Origin of the sequence: Clostridium estertheticum, assembly GCF_011065935.2 — a bacterium.
GTDB lineage: Bacteria > Bacillota > Clostridia > Clostridiales > Clostridiaceae > Clostridium_AD > Clostridium_AD estertheticum_A.
Window position 1 is genome coordinate 4,265,853 of sequence record NZ_JAAMNH020000001.1, and the last position, 21,421, is coordinate 4,287,273.

At 31.3% G+C, this 21,421-nt stretch carries 21 protein-coding genes, 5 tRNA genes and 1 other annotated feature; of the genes, 4 read left to right on the forward strand and 22 right to left on the reverse strand.

From position 1 onward, the window contains the following. Positions 1-7: 7 nt before the first annotated feature. The 5 genes from G9F72_RS20330 to ytxC form a co-directional block, all read right to left on the reverse strand. Complete coding sequence (locus tag G9F72_RS20330) at positions 8-1,372, reverse strand: TrkH family potassium uptake protein (RefSeq protein ID WP_224676195.1); 1,365 nt, start codon at positions 1,370-1,372, stop codon at positions 8-10. Positions 1,373-1,519: 147 nt separating this feature from the next. Continuing rightward, positions 1,520-1,879 (reverse strand): 50S ribosomal protein L20, encoded by a 360-nt coding sequence (gene rplT / locus G9F72_RS20335; RefSeq protein ID WP_164957753.1) that lies wholly within the window; start codon positions 1,877-1,879, stop codon positions 1,520-1,522. Positions 1,880-1,906: 27 nt separating this feature from the next. Beyond that, positions 1,907-2,104: a 50S ribosomal protein L35 gene (gene rpmI, locus G9F72_RS20340; RefSeq protein WP_164957752.1), complete on the reverse strand. Its 198-nt coding sequence runs from the start codon at positions 2,102-2,104 to the stop codon at positions 1,907-1,909. 20 nt (positions 2,105-2,124) lie between these two features. Next, positions 2,125-2,652 carry a translation initiation factor IF-3 gene (infC, locus tag G9F72_RS20345; RefSeq protein ID WP_164957751.1) on the reverse strand — a complete coding sequence of 176 codons (528 nt, stop codon included), beginning with the start codon at positions 2,650-2,652 and terminating at the stop codon, positions 2,125-2,127. 34 nt (positions 2,653-2,686) lie between these two features. Beyond that, positions 2,687-2,798: a sequence feature (ribosomal protein L20 leader region), on the reverse strand. Positions 2,799-2,963: 165 nt separating this feature from the next. Next, positions 2,964-3,866, reverse strand: a complete 903-nt coding sequence (gene ytxC / locus G9F72_RS20350; protein WP_164957750.1) for a putative sporulation protein YtxC — start codon at positions 3,864-3,866, stop codon at positions 2,964-2,966. Between the two features lie 154 nt (positions 3,867-4,020). Between ytxC and G9F72_RS20355 the strand changes: the two genes are divergently transcribed. Continuing rightward, positions 4,021-4,716 (forward strand): DUF6873 family GME fold protein, encoded by a 696-nt coding sequence (locus tag G9F72_RS20355; protein ID WP_164957749.1) that lies wholly within the window; start codon positions 4,021-4,023, stop codon positions 4,714-4,716. 122 nt (positions 4,717-4,838) lie between these two features. On the opposite strand, the gene G9F72_RS20360 is transcribed toward G9F72_RS20355, so the two are convergent. From G9F72_RS20360 to G9F72_RS20425, 14 genes are all read right to left on the reverse strand, one after another. Further along, on the reverse strand, positions 4,839-5,192 hold the full coding sequence (locus G9F72_RS20360) for a hypothetical protein (RefSeq protein WP_224676196.1): 354 nt from the start codon (positions 5,190-5,192) through the stop codon (positions 4,839-4,841). A 240-nt stretch (positions 5,193-5,432) separates the two neighbouring features. Further along, positions 5,433-5,507: transfer RNA gene (locus G9F72_RS20365), tRNA-Cys, on the reverse strand. Between the two features lie 23 nt (positions 5,508-5,530). Next, positions 5,531-5,605, reverse strand: a tRNA-Gly gene (locus G9F72_RS20370). A gap of 5 nt (positions 5,606-5,610) precedes the next feature. After that, positions 5,611-5,686 (reverse strand) — tRNA-Phe (locus tag G9F72_RS20375). Between the two features lie 32 nt (positions 5,687-5,718). Then, positions 5,719-5,795: transfer RNA gene (locus G9F72_RS20380), tRNA-Asp, on the reverse strand. A 5-nt stretch (positions 5,796-5,800) separates the two neighbouring features. Continuing rightward, positions 5,801-5,876 (reverse strand) — tRNA-Val (locus G9F72_RS20385). 337 nt (positions 5,877-6,213) lie between these two features. After that, positions 6,214-7,095 carry an Hsp33 family molecular chaperone HslO gene (hslO, locus tag G9F72_RS20390; protein ID WP_164957747.1) on the reverse strand — a complete coding sequence of 294 codons (882 nt, stop codon included), beginning with the start codon at positions 7,093-7,095 and terminating at the stop codon, positions 6,214-6,216. A gap of 13 nt (positions 7,096-7,108) precedes the next feature. Continuing rightward, the gene (locus tag G9F72_RS20395; RefSeq protein WP_164957746.1) at positions 7,109-7,867 is read right to left on the reverse strand and encodes a class I SAM-dependent DNA methyltransferase; all 759 of its coding nucleotides are present in this window, start codon (positions 7,865-7,867) and stop codon (positions 7,109-7,111) included. A gap of 106 nt (positions 7,868-7,973) precedes the next feature. Next, positions 7,974-8,213, reverse strand: coding sequence for a small, acid-soluble spore protein, alpha/beta type (locus tag G9F72_RS20400; RefSeq protein WP_164957745.1), 240 nt, complete (start codon positions 8,211-8,213; stop codon positions 7,974-7,976). A gap of 259 nt (positions 8,214-8,472) precedes the next feature. Continuing rightward, positions 8,473-10,170, reverse strand: coding sequence for a peptide ABC transporter substrate-binding protein (locus G9F72_RS20405; protein ID WP_164957744.1), 1,698 nt, complete (start codon positions 10,168-10,170; stop codon positions 8,473-8,475). 337 nt (positions 10,171-10,507) lie between these two features. Beyond that, entirely contained in the window at positions 10,508-11,473 is a 966-nt protein-coding gene (locus G9F72_RS20410; protein WP_164957743.1) for an ABC transporter ATP-binding protein, read from the reverse strand. After that, a complete protein-coding gene (locus G9F72_RS20415; RefSeq protein ID WP_164957742.1) occupies positions 11,473-12,492 on the reverse strand; it encodes an ABC transporter ATP-binding protein in 1,020 nt (339 codons plus the stop codon). The genes G9F72_RS20410 and G9F72_RS20415 overlap by 1 nt, the downstream gene beginning before the upstream one ends. 12 nt (positions 12,493-12,504) lie before the next feature. Next, positions 12,505-13,422: an ABC transporter permease gene (locus tag G9F72_RS20420; RefSeq protein ID WP_164957741.1), complete on the reverse strand. Its 918-nt coding sequence runs from the start codon at positions 13,420-13,422 to the stop codon at positions 12,505-12,507. An 11-nt stretch (positions 13,423-13,433) separates the two neighbouring features. Further along, positions 13,434-14,369 (reverse strand): ABC transporter permease, encoded by a 936-nt coding sequence (locus tag G9F72_RS20425; protein ID WP_164957740.1) that lies wholly within the window; start codon positions 14,367-14,369, stop codon positions 13,434-13,436. A gap of 1,211 nt (positions 14,370-15,580) precedes the next feature. Between G9F72_RS20425 and dapA the strand changes: the two genes are divergently transcribed. Further along, complete coding sequence (gene dapA, locus G9F72_RS20430; protein WP_164957739.1) at positions 15,581-16,474, forward strand: 4-hydroxy-tetrahydrodipicolinate synthase; 894 nt, start codon at positions 15,581-15,583, stop codon at positions 16,472-16,474. Continuing rightward, a complete protein-coding gene (gene dapB / locus G9F72_RS20435) occupies positions 16,474-17,229 on the forward strand; it encodes a 4-hydroxy-tetrahydrodipicolinate reductase (protein WP_164957738.1) in 756 nt (251 codons plus the stop codon). The genes dapA and dapB overlap by 1 nt, the downstream gene beginning before the upstream one ends. 64 nt (positions 17,230-17,293) lie before the next feature. Here dapB and G9F72_RS20440 read toward each other — a convergent pair whose 3' ends face one another. Next, complete coding sequence (locus tag G9F72_RS20440; RefSeq protein ID WP_164957737.1) at positions 17,294-18,463, reverse strand: pyridoxal phosphate-dependent aminotransferase; 1,170 nt, start codon at positions 18,461-18,463, stop codon at positions 17,294-17,296. Between the two features lie 282 nt (positions 18,464-18,745). Here G9F72_RS20440 and dapD point away from each other — a divergent pair, with 282 nt between their 5' ends. Continuing rightward, entirely contained in the window at positions 18,746-19,456 is a 711-nt protein-coding gene (gene dapD / locus G9F72_RS20445; RefSeq protein WP_164957736.1) for a 2,3,4,5-tetrahydropyridine-2,6-dicarboxylate N-acetyltransferase, read from the forward strand. Between the two features lie 279 nt (positions 19,457-19,735). Here the strand turns inward: dapD and G9F72_RS20450 are convergent, their stop codons facing one another. Both G9F72_RS20450 and pdaB read right to left on the reverse strand, forming a co-directional pair. Then, positions 19,736-20,428 carry a single-stranded DNA-binding protein gene (locus G9F72_RS20450; protein WP_164957735.1) on the reverse strand — a complete coding sequence of 231 codons (693 nt, stop codon included), beginning with the start codon at positions 20,426-20,428 and terminating at the stop codon, positions 19,736-19,738. 224 nt (positions 20,429-20,652) lie between these two features. Further along, positions 20,653-21,408, reverse strand: coding sequence for a polysaccharide deacetylase family sporulation protein PdaB (gene pdaB, locus G9F72_RS20455; protein WP_164957734.1), 756 nt, complete (start codon positions 21,406-21,408; stop codon positions 20,653-20,655). Positions 21,409-21,421 lie beyond the last annotated feature (13 nt).

Below are 21,421 nucleotides of genomic sequence, written 5' to 3' on the forward strand. Positions count from 1 at the left end.
TCCACCCCTATCCAATTAAAATTTTACCTTCTGGATACTTTATAGTTCCAGATTTAGAGTTTTTACTTTTAGCTAATGCCAATATTATAGTAAGCGGTCCTACTCTCCCCGCATACATGGTGAGGGCTATTATTATCTTACCTACAAATGTTAATTTTGTAGTTAATCCTAAGGTTAACCCAACTGTAGCAAATGCTGAAGTAGCCTCATATAAAAAGTATTCAAAAGGAAGGCCCTTTTGCTCTGTAATAGATAATATCATGGTAACTATTATAACAAGTGCTAGAGAAATAACAGTTATTGCGAAGGCTTTATACACAATATCCTTGCTTATGCGTTTTTGAAATACTTCAGTATCTTCACGTCCTTTAACCACAGATACTACTGTCATAAAAAGTACAATAGCAGTAGCAGTTTTTATTCCGCCAGCAGTGGAACCAGGAGATCCACCAATAAACATTAAAATTATTGTTAAAAACTTGGCCCCCATAGTCATTTTATCTAATGGAATAGAATTAAACCCAGCCGTTCTTGGAGAAACTGATGCAAAAATAGAAGATAAAAATTTGCCCTTTATAGACATTCCTTGCATGGTGTCAGGGTTATTCATCTCAAAAATATACATAAGTATCGCTCCCCCAACAATTAACACAAGGGTGGTATATATAACTACTCTAGAATGCAGTGACAACCTTTTAAGTCCCTTGGAATTATATATTTCTGCCCATACATAAAATCCTAAACCACCTATTGCTATTAATGCTGAAATTGTCAATATTACTACAGAATTATCTGCATAAGCAGTAACACTACTGAAATTACCCATCAAATCAAATCCAGCATTGCAGAAAGCAGAAACTGCATGGAATATGCTATAATAAATTCCTTTGGCTAGTCCAAATTGAGGAATAAATTGTGTTGAAAAAAGAACTGCACCTATTCCTTCAACTGAAAATGTAAATATCAGTACATATTTGGCCATTTTAACTAAACCTTGTAGTGAATTAACATTCATAGCTTCCTGCATTATTAGTCTTCCCTTTAATGTTATTCTTTTCCCTAAAATCAAAAAAACTAGTGTGGTAACAGACATAAAGCCAAGACCACCTATTTCTATAAGAAACATTATCACTGTTTTACCAAAATATGTCCAATATGTTCCTGTATCTAAAGTTACTAGTCCTGTAACACATACAGCAGAAGTAGATGTAAATATACAATCTATAAAGGGTGTAATTTTACCACTCTTAGAAGATATAGGTAGACTAAGCAATATTGCACCTATAAATATTACTGTAGCAAAACCTATTGCAAGTATCTGAACAGGAGTATATATGTTTTTCTTTTTAATAGCCTTAATACCTGATTCCAAATTAACCACCTCTAAATTTTACCAATAATCCCATATTGATATATTATAGCACCAAACATATTTTAAAGCTAATTATATTGTTTAATATGTTTTTGTGAATAATACAATAAAAAATGTAGCCTAAAGGCTACATTCATATAAATAGTTTTAAGCTTGTAATTGTTTTTTTGCAACTTCTACTAATTCAGCAAAAGCTTTTGGATCATTTATAGCAATTTCAGAAAGCATTTTTCTGTTAATATCTATGCCTGCAAGTTTCATTCCATTCATAAATCTTGAATATGAAAGGTCACTAAGTCTTGAAGCCGCATTGATTCTAGCAATCCAAAGTTTTCTAAAATCTCTCTTTTTTAATTTTCTTCCTATGTAAGCATTTCTTAATGCTCTTATTACCGATTCATTAGCTGTTTTAAATAACTTACTTTTTCCACCGTAGTAGCCTTTTGCAAGTTTTAATACTTTTTTATGGTTTTTACGAGCGTTAACTGCCCTCTTTATTCTTGCCATTTAATATTCCTCCTAATCACCATTCAATTATAAGTATGGTAACAATTTTCTCATTGCTTTCATTTGAGTTGTTGAAACAAATGCAGTTTTTCTAAGATTTCTTTTTCTTTTTGAACTTTTCTTTGTTAGTATATGGCTTTTAAAAGCTTTCGCTCTTTTTAACTTTCCTGTACCTGTTTTCTTAAATCTTTTTGCTGCGCCTCTATGTGTCTTCATTTTAGGCATAATAAAATTCCTCCTCTCGGTTATGCTCTTTTAGGAGCTAAAATCATTATCATATTTCTTCCCTCTTGTCTAGCTGGCTTCTCAACAATATAAATATCACCAATTTTTTCTACAAAAGAGCTTAATATCTTATGTCCTACTTTTGAGTTTTCAATTTCTCGTCCTCTGAATCTTACAGTTATTTTAACCTTATCTTCATCCAACAAGAATTTTTTAGCATTGCTAGCCTTGATTGCAATATCGTGGTCTTCTATGGTTGCACTTAATCGTATTTCTTTAAGATTTACAACCTTCTGTTTCTTTTTAGCTTCTTTTTCTTTTTTCTGTTGTTCATAGATAAACTTACCAAAATCCATTATTCTACAAACTGGTGGTTTTGCAGTAGGTGACATCATAACTAAATCCATATCTTTTTCTTCTGCAAGTTTTAAAGCATCTTTAGTATTCAAAATACCAAGTGCAGAACCATCAAATCCTATAACTCTTATTTCTGCGTGTCTTATTTCTTCATTCATCATGAAATCTTTGTTTTTACTAATAGTTTTCACCTCCTAAGTGTATTCAGAAAATTTCATATTATTAAAATAATAAAAAGGACAGCAAATGCCGTCCTTAATAGTAACAAATTTAAATTACTAATTTAACCTAACTAGCATTACTGTTAGGTGAGAAACGGCTGTTCCTTCTTGTGAAACACAATTTTATTATATTAAAATGTTTTTTTATATTTTCATTCACAACAATTAAAACTATACTATTTAAGTCTTTGTTTGTCAATACTTTTTTGTTTTTATTTTAAATATACTTATAATACTTACATAAAGACCTTTGACTTGTTATTTTTTTTGAGATACCACAATTACCATATGTTTATACCATTTTTTATCTTTTCACATTCAGTGCACTCATCACAATAATAAACTCTATCTACAAAGACCTTGCTTATAGTTTGTAACAATTCTTTATTTTTACAATTCTCTGCGCAGTGTATAATTACTTTCTTAGGAGCACTAGTTATCATTGTACTTATTATAATTTCTTCTGTATTTTCTTTTGAATCAAATTTAACTTTTGGTAGTTCCATTAGCATATCTCCTGCTAAATCATTTCCCTCTTCATCTCTTAAATAATAATCTCCATTTTTTTCAATTAGAATATTAACCTCGCCTACCTTGCTCTCCTGAATTTCAACAAAGTATTTAAGCAACTTTATAAACTCATTATATTCTTTTTCTACCATATATTCTTCTACAACTTTATCAACTATACACTCTAAATCCATCTTTAGTTCTTTTGTCCTAAAGGTTAAAAATCCGCTTATATTAATTTCATTATTTTCTTCTATACATTTAGTTATTTTATCAATAATATTATTTTTTCTATTTATGCAATATACCATATTAGGTCCAGATATTTCACCCTCACCGAGTAATGCTACTTGTATCTTAGGTTTAATCTGTTTTATTTCATCATATCGCAGAAAAAAATAAGTTTCCGTTAGAAAATTATTCATTTCTTTTTTACAAAATTCCATTATTACTATTTTATATAACATATTAGCAATATTTAAATTAAATGCTTTTATACTGCTATCGCTTAAGTTGTCGTCGCTACAAAAGAATTTTATGAAGTGAGTATCTTCTATTATACTCTCTGCAATGCCTAAAATCATTCTTTTATGTTCAAAACACTTTTTAATGTCTTTGATTTCATTAATAATGCATTCCACACTGCTATTATATACAACAGTTAATAAAAGCATTTCGCACACTCCCTTCTCATAAGATAGTATGTGTGTAAAATTAATGGATATGCAAGATACATTAAACAATTATCGACATATTGCAATTTACAATAGCTTTGTGTTATAAAGTAATCTATAGAATAAAAAAATATTTGAAAAAAAGAGGAACAAAATGAAAAATCTTATTGTCGATTTTAGAATTCATAATGAAGAAAGTGAATATTTAATATCTAAAGGGTATAACTTACTTATTTGCCCTCCTAGTAACCTTTTATATGAGGCTGTATGTGGTCACCCAGATATGCTCATGCATATTTTAGACCATAGTATCATGGTCCATAAGGATATGGATATTGAATTTATAAAAAAATTAGGTTCATTAAAATACAAAGTTTTTAAGTCAAATTCAACTTTGCAAAGTTCATACCCATATAATATAAGTCTTAATGCATTGTGCATAGACAATCTTTTTGTTCACTTTCTTAATTATACTGATACTAATCTTCTATCACTTTTAAAGAACAAAAAAATAATAAATGTTAAGCAAGGCTATACAAAATGTTCTACTTGCATTGTAAATAATCATGCAATCATCACTAGTGACCTCTCTATTGCAAAAACTTTAAGCCTTGAAAAAATAGATGTATTATTAATCCCTCCTGGCGATATTCTTCTACCTGGACTTAACTACGGTTTTATTGGTGGTGCAACAGGCCTTCTTTGCGATAATGTCTTAGCTTTCTATGGCCACTTAGATCACTACCTGTATGGTAAAGAAGTATTAAAATTTCTGAATAAGCATAAGGTAGAACCTGCGTTTTTAAGAAATGGAAAACTCATTGATAGAGGTAGCCTTTTTAAGGTCTAGCAAATTTTTTTCTTATAAGATGCTATAACTAAAAGTATATGTTGCTGGAATGCTTTTGTTAGCATCTTATAAGAAAAATCGTTAGTTTGAAAAGTAATTATTATTTTAGAAGGTTAATTATCTTACTTATGCGATGATTCTTTTTCTTTGCTACTTGTTATTAATTCACTATATATATATATCATAATAATAACAAAACTTAAAGCAACAAAGCCAAAAGACAGAATTTTATTATCTATAAAATCCGCTATAATAGGCATTGCTACGAGAAAATAGATTATAATTAAAGGGTATGCTAATTTTATCAGTTTTCGAGTTTTCATAAATTCAGACATACTAGTAATAACTAAAAGTATTGTCATTATTGGTACCATCGTTGTTGGTAATTCAATTTTCATCAGCATCATTATAACTCCAGCCAAACCACCAATAAATAAGAATATTTCTAGTACTATTGTTATTGATTTCAATTTCATAAATATCATCTCCATCCTAAAGCATTATTAAATATATATGATGGAATAACTACCTTCATGATTAAACTAATTATTAAATGATGTCATATTCTCTTATTAATGTTTCCTTAAATATCCTGAAATCAACACCATTTTTTACTTAGTGCAGAGGTCTTAAATTGTTAAGAAATGATTATAAAATAAAATAAAAAAGCAGTCCATATACTGAAATATCAGCATATGGACTGCTTTTTACTGCTTTGGAGGCGCCACCCGGATTTGAACCGGGGAATAAAGGTTTTGCAGACCTTGACCTTACCGCTTGGCTATAGCGCCATTAATTAAAACAATTTAAAAGTTGGAGCGGAAGACGAGATTCGAACTCGCGACGTTCACCTTGGCAAGGTGACGCTCTACCACTGAGCCACTCCCGCAACACTGGTGGCTAGACCAGGAATCGAACCAGGGACACGAGGATTTTCAGTCCTCTGCTCTACCGACTGAGCTATCCAGCCTTATTAATTTTATTAAATTCCTTGAATTTAAATGGCGACCCAGAACGGACTCGAACCGTCGACCTCCGCCGTGACAGGGCGGCACTCTAACCAACTGAGCCACTGGGCCATATGTGGTGGGAACAACAGGGTTCGAACCTGTGACCCTCTGCTTGTAAGGCAGATGCTCTCCCAGCTGAGCTATGCTCCCACATATTTTCATCAACTACTATAGTCTACATCATTTCATAAAACTTGTCAACAACTTTATGTGTTAACTGTTTTTCTTACTTTATTGTTTACTTTATAGCCACTGAGTACATTTATATATTACAAAATTTTGTTGTAGTTGTCAACAAGATCTATAGCGAGTATTCCTAGTTGTTTCACTTATGCTCCTGAATTGTCAAATTCGCTCTACTTTCCTGTGTTTTTCAACATATGGTAAACTACGTAGATATTACTATAAAGTATAACTTAGTTTTATAAAATAAAAGGAAGGAGAACACATATACTACGCTTTCTCCTTTAAAAAAATATAAGTTAATCTATGAATTAACGTTTTTCAGTAATTGCCCAATATCTTCATGATTAAATTCATAATTTTTATTACAAAAATGACATTTAATTTCCTCAGTTTTACCATCATTATATAATTCTTCTAGGTCCTTTTTACCTATACTTATTAATGCCCTCTCAACTCGCTGCCTAGAACAATCACATTTATATGTTGGCACAATCTCTTCAAGTATTTTAAGTTCCATATCTTCAAATATAAATTGTAAAATTTCTTCAATAGACATTCCTTTTGCTATGAATTCAGTTATAGATGGAACTTCTTCAAGTCTATATGTTATTATATCAGCCAAGAATTCATCTGCACCAGGCATCATTTGGATTATAAACCCTCCCGAAGCTTTAATACTCATGTCCGTATCCACTAATACCCCAAGCCCCACAGCTGACGGCGTCTGCTCTGAAACAGTAAAGTAATAAGCTAAATCATCTCCAATTTCTCCAGTGCTGATTGGTACTTGACCTATATAGGGCTCCTTTAGTCCCAAATCTCTTATAATTCTTAAATAACCATCCACACCAATTGCAGAACTTACATCAAGTTTTCCCTTGCTATTAGCTGGTAAATCTACATCAGGATTTCCTATGTATCCTTTTACACTTGAATCTGCATGAGCAGTTACTACCACCCCTCTAGCTTTTCCTCCACCATCTATTTGCAAGGTTAAACTATCTTCCTTCGACTTTAGCATAGTTCCCATAAGTGTCCCGGCTGTTAGCATCCTACCTAGGGCTGCCGCTGCAGTAGGAGCGCATAGATGCATACCTACCCCCTCATTTACTAAATCCGTAGTTATGGCTGCAATTATTCTAACCTGACCACTCTTTGCAGTAGCTCTAACCAATTTATCCATATACTAATACCCCCTATAATCTTTTGTTGTTTTTTGACTTGCATAGCACATAACATATTCGCTCTGTGTTATCTCTTACTTCTTTATCTTCATAGTTATCCATTTTTTTAATTATTTCAAATCCGATTTCTTTTATGACATTTTCTATATATTGTTCTTTATAAGCTCTTTCTGAATGCTGCTCATCAAACCTTCTGTATACTTGTCCTTCTTTCACAAAAAAGGTTAAATTCATTTGTACTATATCATTTTCTAAATAATTCTCCCAAATATACACGACTTCATCCGAATCATAATTATAAAGATTATTACCAAGCACATTAGTAAGTTTATAATAAGAATTAATATCAAAAATAAATAAACCATCCTCTTTTAATACATTATAGACCCCTAGTAGATACTTTTTAAAATTTTCTTCTTCTAATATATAGTTAGTAGAATCCAAACAGCAAGTTATGAGATTAAAAGTATTATTCAAATTCAATTCACAAATATCTTGGCATACAAATTTTGCTTTTATCCCTACGTCCCTTATTTTTTTTTCTGCTTCACAGAGCATATCGCAAGATAAATCAACTGCCCATATTTGCTTAAATCCGCTTGCAATTTCTACAGTAAGATTTCCTGTGCCACAGGCCAAATCCAAGTAACTCGACCTATCAACTTCATATTCACTGCAAATACATAATATCTTTGAAGCCCATGTTTTATAATCAATATCAGAATTTACAAGTTCATCGTATATATGAGCAAACTCTTTATAACAATTCATTTTAACATTTCTCCTTTTTCAAAGGTTTCCCCGTTTAAAACTATAATGGTATATAATATTCTAACCTATATACCAAATATTGTCCAAAATAATTTGCTCGCTTTTTTTAAAAATCTTCGTTTTTAGGAAGATTTTTGCTCTTCTTTTTTCTTGTCATTAATCCCCCAACTCTTCCCGTTTCCTCTGCTGTTAGTCCACTCCAACCACAGGCTTCTATCTTTTGTGTTAATCCTAATTCTTCAGCTATTTCATACTTTAAAGTTTCCCTAAGCATTTCGTTTTTAGTTAACTCTTTGTTTGTTCTTAATTTAGCTTTAATGACTTTTTTCAAAGGCGTTTTTCCCATGATACCCTCCAATTGTAATATAACATCTAATCTTTTTTATAATTCAATATCTAATATTTATATTTTCTACAATTCGGAGTCCTTTTATTCATAATAAAAAAATAATAGGTAGAGAATACATAGAATATACTATGTTGCCTACCTATTATATTAAGTAAATGATTCAATTTTTAAATCTATTTTTGAAAATTCGTTGTAAAATAAAAAGATAGTAGGATAATATTACCCCACTATCTTTTCATTTGTAATCTAACTTATACTACTTTCTTCCATCAGTATAAGCATATTTAAAGTCTTGAGCTCCAAATAATGGTGTCATAATACGTTTAGTGTATTTAGCTCTGTATGTGTTTCTCATTCTATATAAATATGGTGATATAACTGCATCATCTACAAGTAATATTTGTTCTGCTTGTTTAAATGCCTCTGTTCTTTTTTCTGGATCCGTTGTATTACTAGCATCTTTAATTAAAGCATCATACTTTGCATTTGACCAACCAGTTGGAACTATCTTAGCTCCAGTAACCCACATATCAAAGAATGTATTTGGATCATTGTAATCGCCTATCCATGCAGCACCAGCTATTTGATAATCCGCACTCTCAGTTCTCTTTTGATATACTGCCCATTCAACATACTCCATCTTTATGTTTACGCCTAAGTTTTTCTTATACATTGCTTGATCGAATTCAGCTAATTCCCTTTCTCTAGCACTTGTGTCACCACGTAAGTAAGTAAATGTAGCTTTTGCTGGATCTGGATCTGCTCCAATTTCTTTTAGACCTTCAATTAACAATGCCTTAGCATCTGGATGGTCTTCTTTGAATTTCTTAAATGGTTCTACACCAACTTTTTTCCTGAAATCTTGTCCATCTATTTGAAGTGTTGGTGGACACCATCCATATGCTGGCTGAGCTAATCCCCTAAATGAAACTTTAACTACATCTTCTCTATCAGCAGCTAAACTGAACGCCTGTCTTATTTTAGCATTCTTAAAATATTTATCCTTCTGATTAAAGTACATATAGTTTGTTCCAGGTGTGTTTACCCTTACTACATTGAACTTACCTGTTTTATCAAATTTCTCTATCCATTCTTGCTTAGTAACTGCAGCATAATCAATACTACCATTAAGTAAGGATCCCATTCTAGCAGTTTCTTCTTTTACAATATTAAGAGTTAGTTTCGAAAGTTTAACTGAATCTTTATCCCAATATGTTGGATTTTTTTCGAATTCCATCTTACTTAGATGTGCCCAATTTTTTAGTACATATGGTCCATTGAATACCATTGTATTCGCTTCTGTACCAAATTTGTCTCCTTGAGCTTTAACTATATCTTCTCTTTGAGGATACATAACCTTAAAGTAAGTTAAATCTAAAAAATATGGACAAGGTTTATCTAATGTGAATTCTATTGTCTTATCATCTATTGCTTTTACTCCTACTTCTTCAGCTTTTGCTTTTTTAGAATTATATTGTTGAGCATTTTTTATAGGGAATAAGATAAATGCATATTGTGAACCAACTTCTGGATTAAGGGATCTTTTAATTGCATATTCAAAATCCTTAGCTGTTACTGCTTTTCCATCTGACCATTTAAAATCTCTTAAATGGAATGTCCATACAGTTTTATCTGCATTAGTTTCCCATTTTTCAGCTCCTGCTGCTTTTATAACATCTACACCTTTGTCATCTTGCTCTATTCTAGTTAAACCTTCCATACAGTTAACTAAAGCGTCTGATGCATTAACATCAGTTGCTAATGTTGGGTCTAGTGATTTTGGCTCAGAAGTTAATATACCATTTAAATATTGATTTGCGTCCATTTTAACTGCAACATCTGTACCAGGTTTTGTTGCTTCTGGTGTTACAGTTTTCTTTCCACAACCTACTAATGCAATTGAAGCAGTTAGTGAAAGTGTTAGTAAAGTAGCCATTAATCTTTTTGTTTTCACGAAAAAACCCCCCTTTAATATGTTTAGACTTATAATAAGACTTTATAAAATCTTATTATTAAATTTGGATAATAAATATATAAATCATAATTTATTTATATTAAAATAAATTTATGATATAACCTAATTAACTTTATTAGCATCAAATATATCACGTCTATTATATTCTGTATATTCTCTATACTGCCATTTAACATACTACTTAAATTCATATTCTCATAATATACTATACATTTTAGAAAATCAAGTATAATTTTCTAAATATAGCAATTATAACTCCTTTTACCGTTATCTTTTTAAATATTTTGAATCTTCACTATACTGTACACCAGTAATTTTAATCAAATAAATGACAAGCAACAAAGTGCTCTTTTTCTATTTCTTTAAGAATTGGTGTTTCTTCACTGCAAATTGGTTTTGCATATCTACATCTAGGTGTAAATCTGCAACCTGGTTTTGGATTTATAGGACTTGGAACTTCGCCCTCTAGTTTAATTCTAGCTTTATTTCTTTCAACTTCTGGATCTGGTACTGGTATTGCTGATAATAGAGCTTGAGTATATGGATGAAGCGGTTTTTCATATAGATCATGGCTACTTGCAAGCTCCACCATTGCTCCAAGATACATTACTCCTACTCTATCAGATATATGCTTAACCATTGATAGGTCATGAGCTATAAATAAATAAGTGAGTCCTAGCTCCTGCTGGAGTTGTATCAATAAGTTAACAATTTGCGCTTGAATTGAAACGTCAAGAGCTGAAATAGGCTCATCACATACTATAAAATCTGGTTCTATAGCAAGGGCCCTCGCTATTCCTATTCTTTGTCTTTGTCCACCTGAAAACTCATGTGGAAACCTTGAACCATGTTCTTTATTAAGCCCTACTAATTGTAAAAGTTCATATACTCTGTTAGTTCTTTCTTGGCCAGTGTATAAATTATGAATATCTATGCCCTCACCAATTATATCCCCAACAGTCATTCTTGGATTTAGTGAAGCGTAAGGATCTTGAAATATTATTTGTGATCTTCTCGCAAAATTCTTCTTGGCTTTCTTATCTAATTTATGAACATTAATTCCATCAAATAATACTTCTCCACCAGTTGCGCTATACATACCCATTACTGTTCTGCCACAAGTAGTTTTTCCACAACCAGATTCCCCAACAAGTCCTAGTGTTTCACCTTTTCTTATGAAAAAGCTAACGTCATCCACCGCTTTTAAAGTAGCATTTTTACCAACTTGAAAATATTTTTTAAGATTTTTAACCTCTATTAAAATTTCATTATTATTAGACATTATCTATCACCTCTTAATGCTGAAGGAATATCAATCTTTGGTGCCATAGAATGTTTTAACCAACAGGAAACTTCATGGTTTTCACTCAAAGTTGTAACTTCTGGCATTTCTTCTCTACATATTTGCATACAATACTCACATCTCGCTGCAAAAGGACATCCTATTGGTGGTTTAATTAAATCAGGTGGTGTTCCTTGCAGAGAATAAAGTTTGCCTTTGTTTTTCGTGTCGAGTCTTGGAACTGATTGTAACAGTGCCCAAGTATATGGGTGTTGTGGATTTTTAAATATTTCGTCTGTTGTTCCATGCTCTATTATTTGTCCTGCATACATTACTTGTATTCTATCTGCAACGTCTGCAACAATTCCTAAATCATGAGTTACAAGGATAACTGCTGTTCCAAGCTTTTCTTGAAGATCCGAAATAAGATCCATTATTTGAGCTTGTATTGTAACATCAAGAGCCGTTGTTGGTTCGTCAGCTATAAGTATTTTAGGATTACAAGCTAGCGCTATAGCTATCATAGCCCTTTGCCTCATACCACCTGAAAATTCATGTGGATATTGGTGAGCACGTTTATCTGCATCAGGAATATTAACTAGATTCAACATTTTTATTGCTTCATTCATAGCTTCAGTTTTGCTCATACCTCTGTGTATAATTAAGCTTTCTGCTATTTGTTTTCCAATAGTCATTGTTGGGTTTAGTGACGTCATAGGGTCTTGGAATATCATAGAAATATCCGAACCCCTGAGCTCTCTAAGTTCTTTTTCTGACATCAGACTAATATCCTTGCCATCAAATAGTATTTTTGAACCTTCTTTTATATCGCCTGGTGGCTCTGGAATTAATCTCATTAGTGATTTTGAAGTAACAGTTTTGCCACATCCAGATTCTCCAACTACAGCTAAAGTCTCTCCTTTTTTCAAGTAAAAAGAAATACCTCTTACTGCTTGCACCTCACCAGCATAAGTATGAAACGAAACTCTTAAGTCTTTTACATCTAATATCTTTTCCATAATTTTCCCTCCCTATTGACGTAATCTTGGATCTAGCGCATCTCTTAAACCATCACCAAGCAATGTAAATGATAACATAGTTAAACTAATAAATAGCGATGGGAAGAATAATTGATAAGGATAAAACATTAAGTTTCCTTGCGCTGTTGCTGCTAGTGCTCCCCAACTTGTATTTGGTGATTGAATTCCTTGCCCTAAAAAGCTTAAGAAAGCTTCTCCAAATATAAATCCTGGAACGTCGAAAGTAATAGCTACTATCATTATTCCTAGTGTATTTGGAAGTAAATGTTTTGCAATAATTCTTGAAGGATTAGCACCGAGGGCCGCTGCAGCTAGCACATATTCCTGTTCTTTTATTTGTAACAACTGTCCACGTACAAGTCTTGCCATGGAAACCCATCCTGTTATAGTCATGGCAATAATAATAGCCATAATACCTTTTGATAATATTAGTGAAACTAATATTACAACTACTAGATAAGGAATACTTGCAAGTATCTCAACTATTCTCATCATAATATCATCGATAAATCCACCGGAAAATCCAGCTATTCCACCATAAATACTACCTACTACAGTATCTACTAAAGCTCCTAGAACTCCTATGATTATAGAAACTCTACCACCAGCCCAGACTCTTGAAAACACATCACGTCCAAGATTGTCTGTTCCAAACCAATGCGTCCAGTTAGGCCCAACGTTTATTAAATCATTATTTGTAATTTCGAAACTAAACCCATTAATATATTGTCCAAAAGCAGTCATTAGTGCTATTAAAATTAGTATTACTAATGACAATATAGCCACTTTATTTTGTTTTAATCTTCTCCATGCGTCTTGCCAATAAGTAATACTAGGTCTTAATATTTCATCAGCATTAGCGTTTTCACATCCAATTATTATAAACTTTTCTTTCGATAACTGTGCCATACTTTCCCCTCCTATCTTTTTTCTCCAGTTAATCTTATTCTTGGGTCAATCAGTCCATATACTATGTCTACTAGAACATATGCAATTATTACTAATGCACATATGAAGACTGTTTGCCCCATAATCATGGAGTAATCTCTATCTCCTACTGAAGTTACAAAATTAAAACCAAATCCTGGAATTGCAAATATACTTTCTATAACAAAAGCGCCTACAAATATACCCGCCAGTTGTGGTCCTAAAATTGTAATGGCCGGAAGTATGGCATTTCTAATAACATGTTTCCATACTAAGCTAATTTTTGTGATACCTTTAGATTTTGCAGTTAATATATAATCTTGTCCTATTATATCAAGAGTATTAGCTCTCATATATCTTGCATATGTAGCTATAGAACCAAAGCTTAAGGCTATACTTGGTAATATGGTGTATTCAAACCCACCCCATCCCGTGGTTGGAAGCCACATATTTTGGATTGTAAAGAAGTATTGCAGTAAAGAAGCCATAACAAAATTGGGTACAGAAACACCTAATATCGCTATAAACATAACCAGATAATCTGGCCATTTTCCTCTATTAAAAGCAGCTAATATTCCAAGACTTACCCCTATAAAAAATCCCATTGCAACCGCTTGTATACCTAATCTTGCAGATACTGGTGCATATGTTTTTATAACATCAGTAACTTTTCTTCCTGGGTAAGCAAGTGATTCGCCTAAATCTCCATGAAGCACAATGTTTTCTACAAACTTACCATATTGTACTATGACTGATTTATTTAAACCATATTTTTCATAGTAATTTGCTTTTATCTGTTCTGGCAATTTTCTTCCAAGGCTTGCTAATGGATCTCCTGGAATAGCATGTATTAGCATAAATGTGATGGTAGCTACTATCCAAAGAGTAACAAACATATAACCTAATCTCTTAAGTATAAATTTAAACATTTTTAAAACCCCCCCATCATTAATTTTTACGAAATCTACTTTGTTTCTGTACACCATAGAATCATAATATAAAGCCAAGTGAACCTTTTCATTTATGTAGGTTTATTTAAAATAATAAAACAGCTCGTCCACGTTCTTTTTATTAGTAAAAATAAAGTTATATAATGAATTGGTTTTTCTTAATTGCAAAAGTATTTACATTGTAAATATTCCAACAATTTTGAATTTAACTATTTTTGTTCTTGTTTAGTTTACATGATATATCACTTTAAAATGTAAATCAAGGTAAATTCCATTTTATAATGGCCACTTTGCAAATATTTAATGTTATTTGCAAAATTAATAATTTTGCTAAGTTTAATTAAATTTTATTTGAAATTTTTACTTTTATACGACATTATCTGTTATTTTTCTACATTTTATTCGTTCACTTCATCAAATTAACTTATCAATATACCCTTTTGCTTTTCACTAAAATTCCCCCTTAAATTTTTCTATGTGTTTATATAGCAATAAGTAAAAATACTTATGAAGCCCGAATGAAGATTTTTAAGAATAAAATATTTTCATTATTAAAAAAAAGCTATTTAAGATATCTTTTAAAGTCAGTCTGAATTTGAAACGCATGAAAACTTTCACAAACTATAATAGGAAAAGAGAACTTGTATCAATTTAGCGTATGCATGAAACCGTTTTATTGAGATTTAACACAGAATGAAATCCTTTTCTTGTTACTTAATCTAAAGGAAATTTTATAATTACTTATAGCCCTAATATATTGAACAATGTGATATTTTAACCATTTTATTCATTTATTTCATTTTTCTTTTTTTCATATTATCACGGTTTTTGTAACTTGTCAAACTAATTTGTCGTTTTAATTATGTTGATAATGATGATATGATGTTAACAAAAATATCCGTATTATTATTTCATAATTATAATATTATGAATACTTTCTTGCAAGCTTTATATTTTAGATTTTCATTTTTTTTTTTTAAAGTATATATATTTTCACATAGGGGCTATATAATATAGTAAAGAAAAACATTTTAGTGATAATGCATGTGCCATTTTAATTTTATTATTAAATAAACATTAAAAAATGCTTCACTAAAAGCAATTTGAATTAATAAATATATAGTAATAGAAATAAAATAGTATATGGATAATAATTATTATTCTTCATATAACTACGAGGAGGTAATCACATGAGTATTTTTAAAGGTTCTGGTGTTGCAATAGTCACTCCATTTAATGAAAGAGGAGTAGATTTCAAAAAACTAGAGGAATTAATAGAATGGCAGATTAGCAGCAAGACAGATGCTATTATAGTATGTGGTACTACTGGTGAAGCTTCTACTATGACAGAGCAAGAAAGAAAAGAAACTATAAAATTTGTAGTTGATGTAGTTAATAAGAGAATCCCAGTAATTGCAGGTACAGGAAGTAACAACACTGCCGCTGCCATAAGCATGAGTAAATGGGCAGAAGCAATAGGAGTAGATGGCCTACTTGTAATCACACCATACTACAATAAAACTACTCAGAAAGGCTTATTTGAACATTTTAGTGCAATTGCAAATAGTGTAACTTCACCAATAATAATATATAACGTTCCTTCAAGAACAGCTCTCAACATTACCCCGCACACACTTCTAAAATTATGTACGCTGCAAAATATTGTAGCAGTTAAAGAAGCAAGTGGCGATATAAGTCAAATAGCACAGATCAAAGCCCTATGTGGAGATAGAATGGATATTTATTCAGGTAACGACGACCAAGTTATACCTATACTTTCCTTAGGTGCTATTGGTGTTATATCTGTTCTTGCTAATATAATTCCTACAGACATGCATAATATGTGTGAATTATATTTAAAGGGTGAGCACGCAGAGGCTCTAAAAATTCAACTTGGATACCTTGCTCTTAACAGCGCTATATTTATAGAAACTAATCCCATACCCGTAAAAACAGCTATGAATCTTATGGGACTTAAAGTAGGACCTTTAAGACTACCATTGTGTGAAATGGAAGAAAGTACACTTCAAATTCTTAAAAAAGAGTTAAAAGCATATAATATTCTTTTAAAGGAGGAGATTTAATGATTAGAATGCTTCTAAATGGTTGCAATGGAAAAATGGGAAAAGTTATTTCTGAAATGGCTAAATCATCCACTACTATTTCAATTGTTTCTGGTGTTGACAGAAATTCATCTAATTTAAGCTATCCATGCTATAACAGCATAGATGAATGTACGGATGAAATAGATGTAATTTTAGATTTTTCAAGACCGGACGCTCTAGATTCTCTTTGCAAGTATTCCAAAGAGAGAAATATACCTATTGTGTTCTGTACCACTGGTTATACCTCAGAGCAACTATCTAAAATTCATTCGCTTAGTAGCGAGATTGCAGTATTTCACTCTGCAAATATGTCTATAGGTATAAATATTATTAATAATATGTTGCGGAGTATAAGCAACACGCTTTATAAAGATTTTGACATTGAGATAATTGAAAAGCATCATAATCAAAAAGTTGATGCTCCTAGTGGAACTGCTCTTCTTCTTGCAAATACAATTAAAGACTCTATTAAAGAAGAAACTACATTCGTAAATGGAAGAAATGGATTAGCTAAAAGACAACCTTCGGAAATAGGGATTCATGCGGTGCGTGGTGGAAATATTATAGGTGATCATGAAATCATATTTGCAGGCATTGGAGAATGTATTGAAATTAAGCATACTGCAATATCAAGAGAAGTTTTTGCAATAGGTGCATTAAAGGCATGTGAATATATATACGGAAAAGAAAAAGGTCTATACAGTATGGATGATGTAGTTAATGTATCACTTTAGCTTTTAATAAGTAAAATAGTCTTGGAACAGAGAATCAATCTGTTCCAAGGCTATTTTATATTACTTAGAGGGGTTTTAACATTTCAATCCATTTTTCCATTCTATCCAAACCCTCTTTTAGCACTTCTAGACTATAAGAATAAGAAATCCTAATGAATCCTTCTCCTCCTGTTCCAAAAGCCGACCCAGGGACCACTGCAACTTTCCCTTCATATAAGAGTCTATTGCAAAACTCCTCACTATTCATAGAAAATTTTAATATAGATGGAAATATATAAAAGGCACCCTTAGGAAGATTTACCTCCATCCCCATTCCAATTAATCTTTTATATACGTATTCTTTTCTCTTCTCAAACTCCACTTTCATATTGTCCACATCATTCATGGAAGAAAGTAATCCCGCATAGGCACCCCACTGAGATATTGAGGTTGCACAAGAAACATTATACTGATGTACTTTCATTATATTATCCATAATATATTTACTTGCACAAAGATATCCAACTCTAAGCCCTGTCATGGAAAACATTTTAGAGAATCCACTCACCAAAATAACTCTATCTCTTAATTCATTAATTTGAGCTACAGAATAGTATTTTTCATAGCATAATGAGCTGTAGATTTCATCACTTATTATATGAATATTTTTTTCTTTTAGAATTTTAAAAAGCTTATCTCTTTCCTGAAGAGATAATGCTGCCCCAGTAGGATTAGAAGGATAAGACACCACTAAAAGCTTTGGATTTTCCTCATTGATAAGTTTACTTAGGGCTTCAAAATTAATAGTAAAATCACTATTAAGATTATAATTAACCACTTCCGCTCCAAAAAGCTTTACACAACTCTCGTAGGCTGGATAAGCAGGTGTTGGCACCAGCACTTTATCTCCAGCATTTAAAAATGCTGCAAATGTACACATTAGTGCCTCACTTCCACCAACAGTGACAACTATCTCTTCAGCTGAATAGTTAATATCCATACTACCTAAAAAATTTGAAATTTCACTTCGCAATTCGGGAATGCCAGCATTTGCTGTATACTCAGTTTTATTTTCATTTATAGCGGAAGTCATGGCCATTTTAATATTTTTAGGCACTGGGAAATCCGGTTGACCTAGGGTTAGTGAAATTGCACCTTGAACCTTTGAAACCTTATTAAAAAATTTTCTAATTCCAGAAATTTCTACCTGGTTTACATTATTTGAGAATACATTATTTGAAAATATATTATTCATAAAATCATCCTTTACTTGTGTTTGAGTTATTGTTATTTTACTATATAAACGCGCAAAAATCAGTAGTTTTATAATTTTTATATGATAATAATAATATTTTCCTTTAAATAATCTCCATTTTACTATATTATTTATAAGGTACATAGTTTTATTTTAGAATTTTACTTTTAATTTTATCTATGTTCTTATGAGCAATAACAAATTTAAGTTTTAAGCACATGAAAATATATGCATAAAAACAACAATTTGGCTTAATACTTATAATACGAAAGGAGAATAAATATGAACTATGATTTAACAGACCCTTATGAAATTGCAAGATACATAAAAGAAGCAAAAAAGGCTACCCCAATTAAACTATATATCGATGGAGATTTATCACAATGTGAATTTGGAAATATAGAAAATTTTGGTAGTGGTAATTTTTATATGCTTTTTGGTGAAAGTGATGAGGTATCAGATTTTCTAATAAAGTATAAAGATAAAATCAAAAAATTCAAACTTGAGCAAGACAGACGAAATTCTGCTATTCCTTTAATGGACTTAAAAAATATTGACGCAAGAATTGAACCAGGTGCAATTATAAGAGATAAGGTTAAAATAGGTAAAAATGCAGTTATAATGATGGGCGCTGTAATTAATATAGGTGCTGAGATTGGCGATGAAACTATGATAGATATGAATGCTGTAGTTGGGGCAAGAGGAAAACTTGGCAAACGAGTTCATCTAGGTGCAGGTGCCGTAGTAGCCGGAGTTCTAGAACCACCAAGCAAAAGCCCTTGTGAAATTGGGGACAATGTATTAATTGGAGCAAACGCTGTAATACTTGAAGGAGTAAAAATCGGTAAAAATTCAGTGGTAGCAGCTGGTGCCGTAGTTGTAAATGACGTTCCTGAAAATGTTGTAGTTGCTGGAACACCCGCAAAAATAATAAAAAATGTGGATGATAGTACTAAAGAAAAGACTAAGCTACTTGATGATTTAAGAAAATAGAGAAAAGAGCATATATTACTACAAATGCAATTCACTGCGCTGAGTAATTCTAAACTAATTTTATTGAAAGATACTAAAAAGTACAAACTCGCTAAACGCTCAAACATGTACTTTTCTTAACGCATCTTCCAATAAAATTAGTTTGAATTACTAACGCTTGTTCATATGCATTTTACGTAATATATGCTCTTTTATACAGTTTAAAAGAATGACTAAAACTTATTCAATGAATCTTACCTGTTTTTAAAAGACTAAAATTGAAAATTTATATTATATATACTAGATAGCGTCTAGAGCTTCAAAGTCTTGCTCTTCATCAATCATCATATCTGATTCTACTATGTTCTCACCATCATTATTAACCTTTTCCATCTTTGATATAGATACTTCATATGCCACTTTTCTTATAACTTCATCATCAGATAATTTCTTTTGATATTCTCTACTCTGCAGTCTTCCCCAAATCCTTATATTATCCCCTACTTCAAGACTTTTGCAAAATCTGGAATTCCGTCCCCAGGCAATTGTAGGTATATAATCAGATTTATTATATAATCTGTTAACTGCGAGTAGCATGTCTGCAATCTCTCTTCCAAAAGGTGTTGTCCTATATACTGGACTTTTGCAAATATATCCATCTAAAAATATTTGATTTGGATTCTTACTGCGTTCTTCACAAATTTTAATATCTCTAGCAAATACTGTTAAGATTAGTCTATTAGATCCGTCAACAAATTTATTGTAAGATCTAAGTTGGCCTTCAACTATAAATTCATTTCCTATATTGATACTCATACCTGCGATTAACCGCTCAGAAATTGTTATAGTTAAAATGTCTGTTGTTTCACTTAGTCTCCAAACCTCAAAATCAAATACATAAAACCCTTCCCCATACATTTCATGACTAAATTTTAATTCAGATACTACCTTTCCTTCTAAATAAATCTTGTTATTTAACATAACATTATCCATCATAACCCCTCTTTCCCTTAGTTTTTTTAATAAGCTTTCCTTAGAATATAAGTATTCAGTTTTTTAATGTAATATACCAAATAATATTATAATTTTGTTTAACTCTTTAAATAAATAACTTTTATTTTATTTAAATATTCCCCATGTATGTTTTTGCAAAATTATGATTATTTAGTATTTCCATTATAATACAAATACCTAGCAACTTTCAACATATTTAATTTTTATTTTTGTATTTGTTTTCCTTCTATATTTATAGAGTAATTGTTCTTATATATCAAGTCTGATATTTTAACAAATTCAAAGCCCGCCCCTTTTAAATATTCTAAAATTCTAGGCAGATTCTCTGGTGTATATTTCGCATCATTATGAAATAAAAGAATGGACCCAGGCTTAGTCTTTTTTACTATTCTATTAAACTCAATATCTGCCCCTTGCTCTTTCCAGTCAATACTGTCTACATCCCATTGAATACAATAATGATTTGTTGCTTCTACAGTATCAATGACTAAATTATTATACTCTCCAGATGGACATCTAAAAAGAATTGTTTCTTGTCCCGTTACAGACATTATTTTAGCATCAGTTATGGCTATTTCTTCAATCATTTTCTCTTTAGATATTGTAGTCATAATAGGATGCTTATTAGAATGATTTCCTATTTCGTGCCCTTTTTCATACATGGTCTTTAACTTATCTGGATATTGGTCTACCCACGCTCCAACTAAAAAAAATGTTGCTTTAGCATTGTATTTATCTAATATTTTTAAAATATCATCTGTTCTATCATTACCCCAGCTTGCATCAAAAGAAATTGCAATTTTTTTATCTTTAGTATCTACAGAATATATTGGTAATTTACGTTGTTCACCCATAAATACACCTTTAGTTTTAAAATTATAAACACCTAAAGTTATTAAAGTTCCAATAAAAAGCACAAAAATAAGTATTATCTTCTTTTTTATGTAACTCGTACCCATGCTATATCCCCCT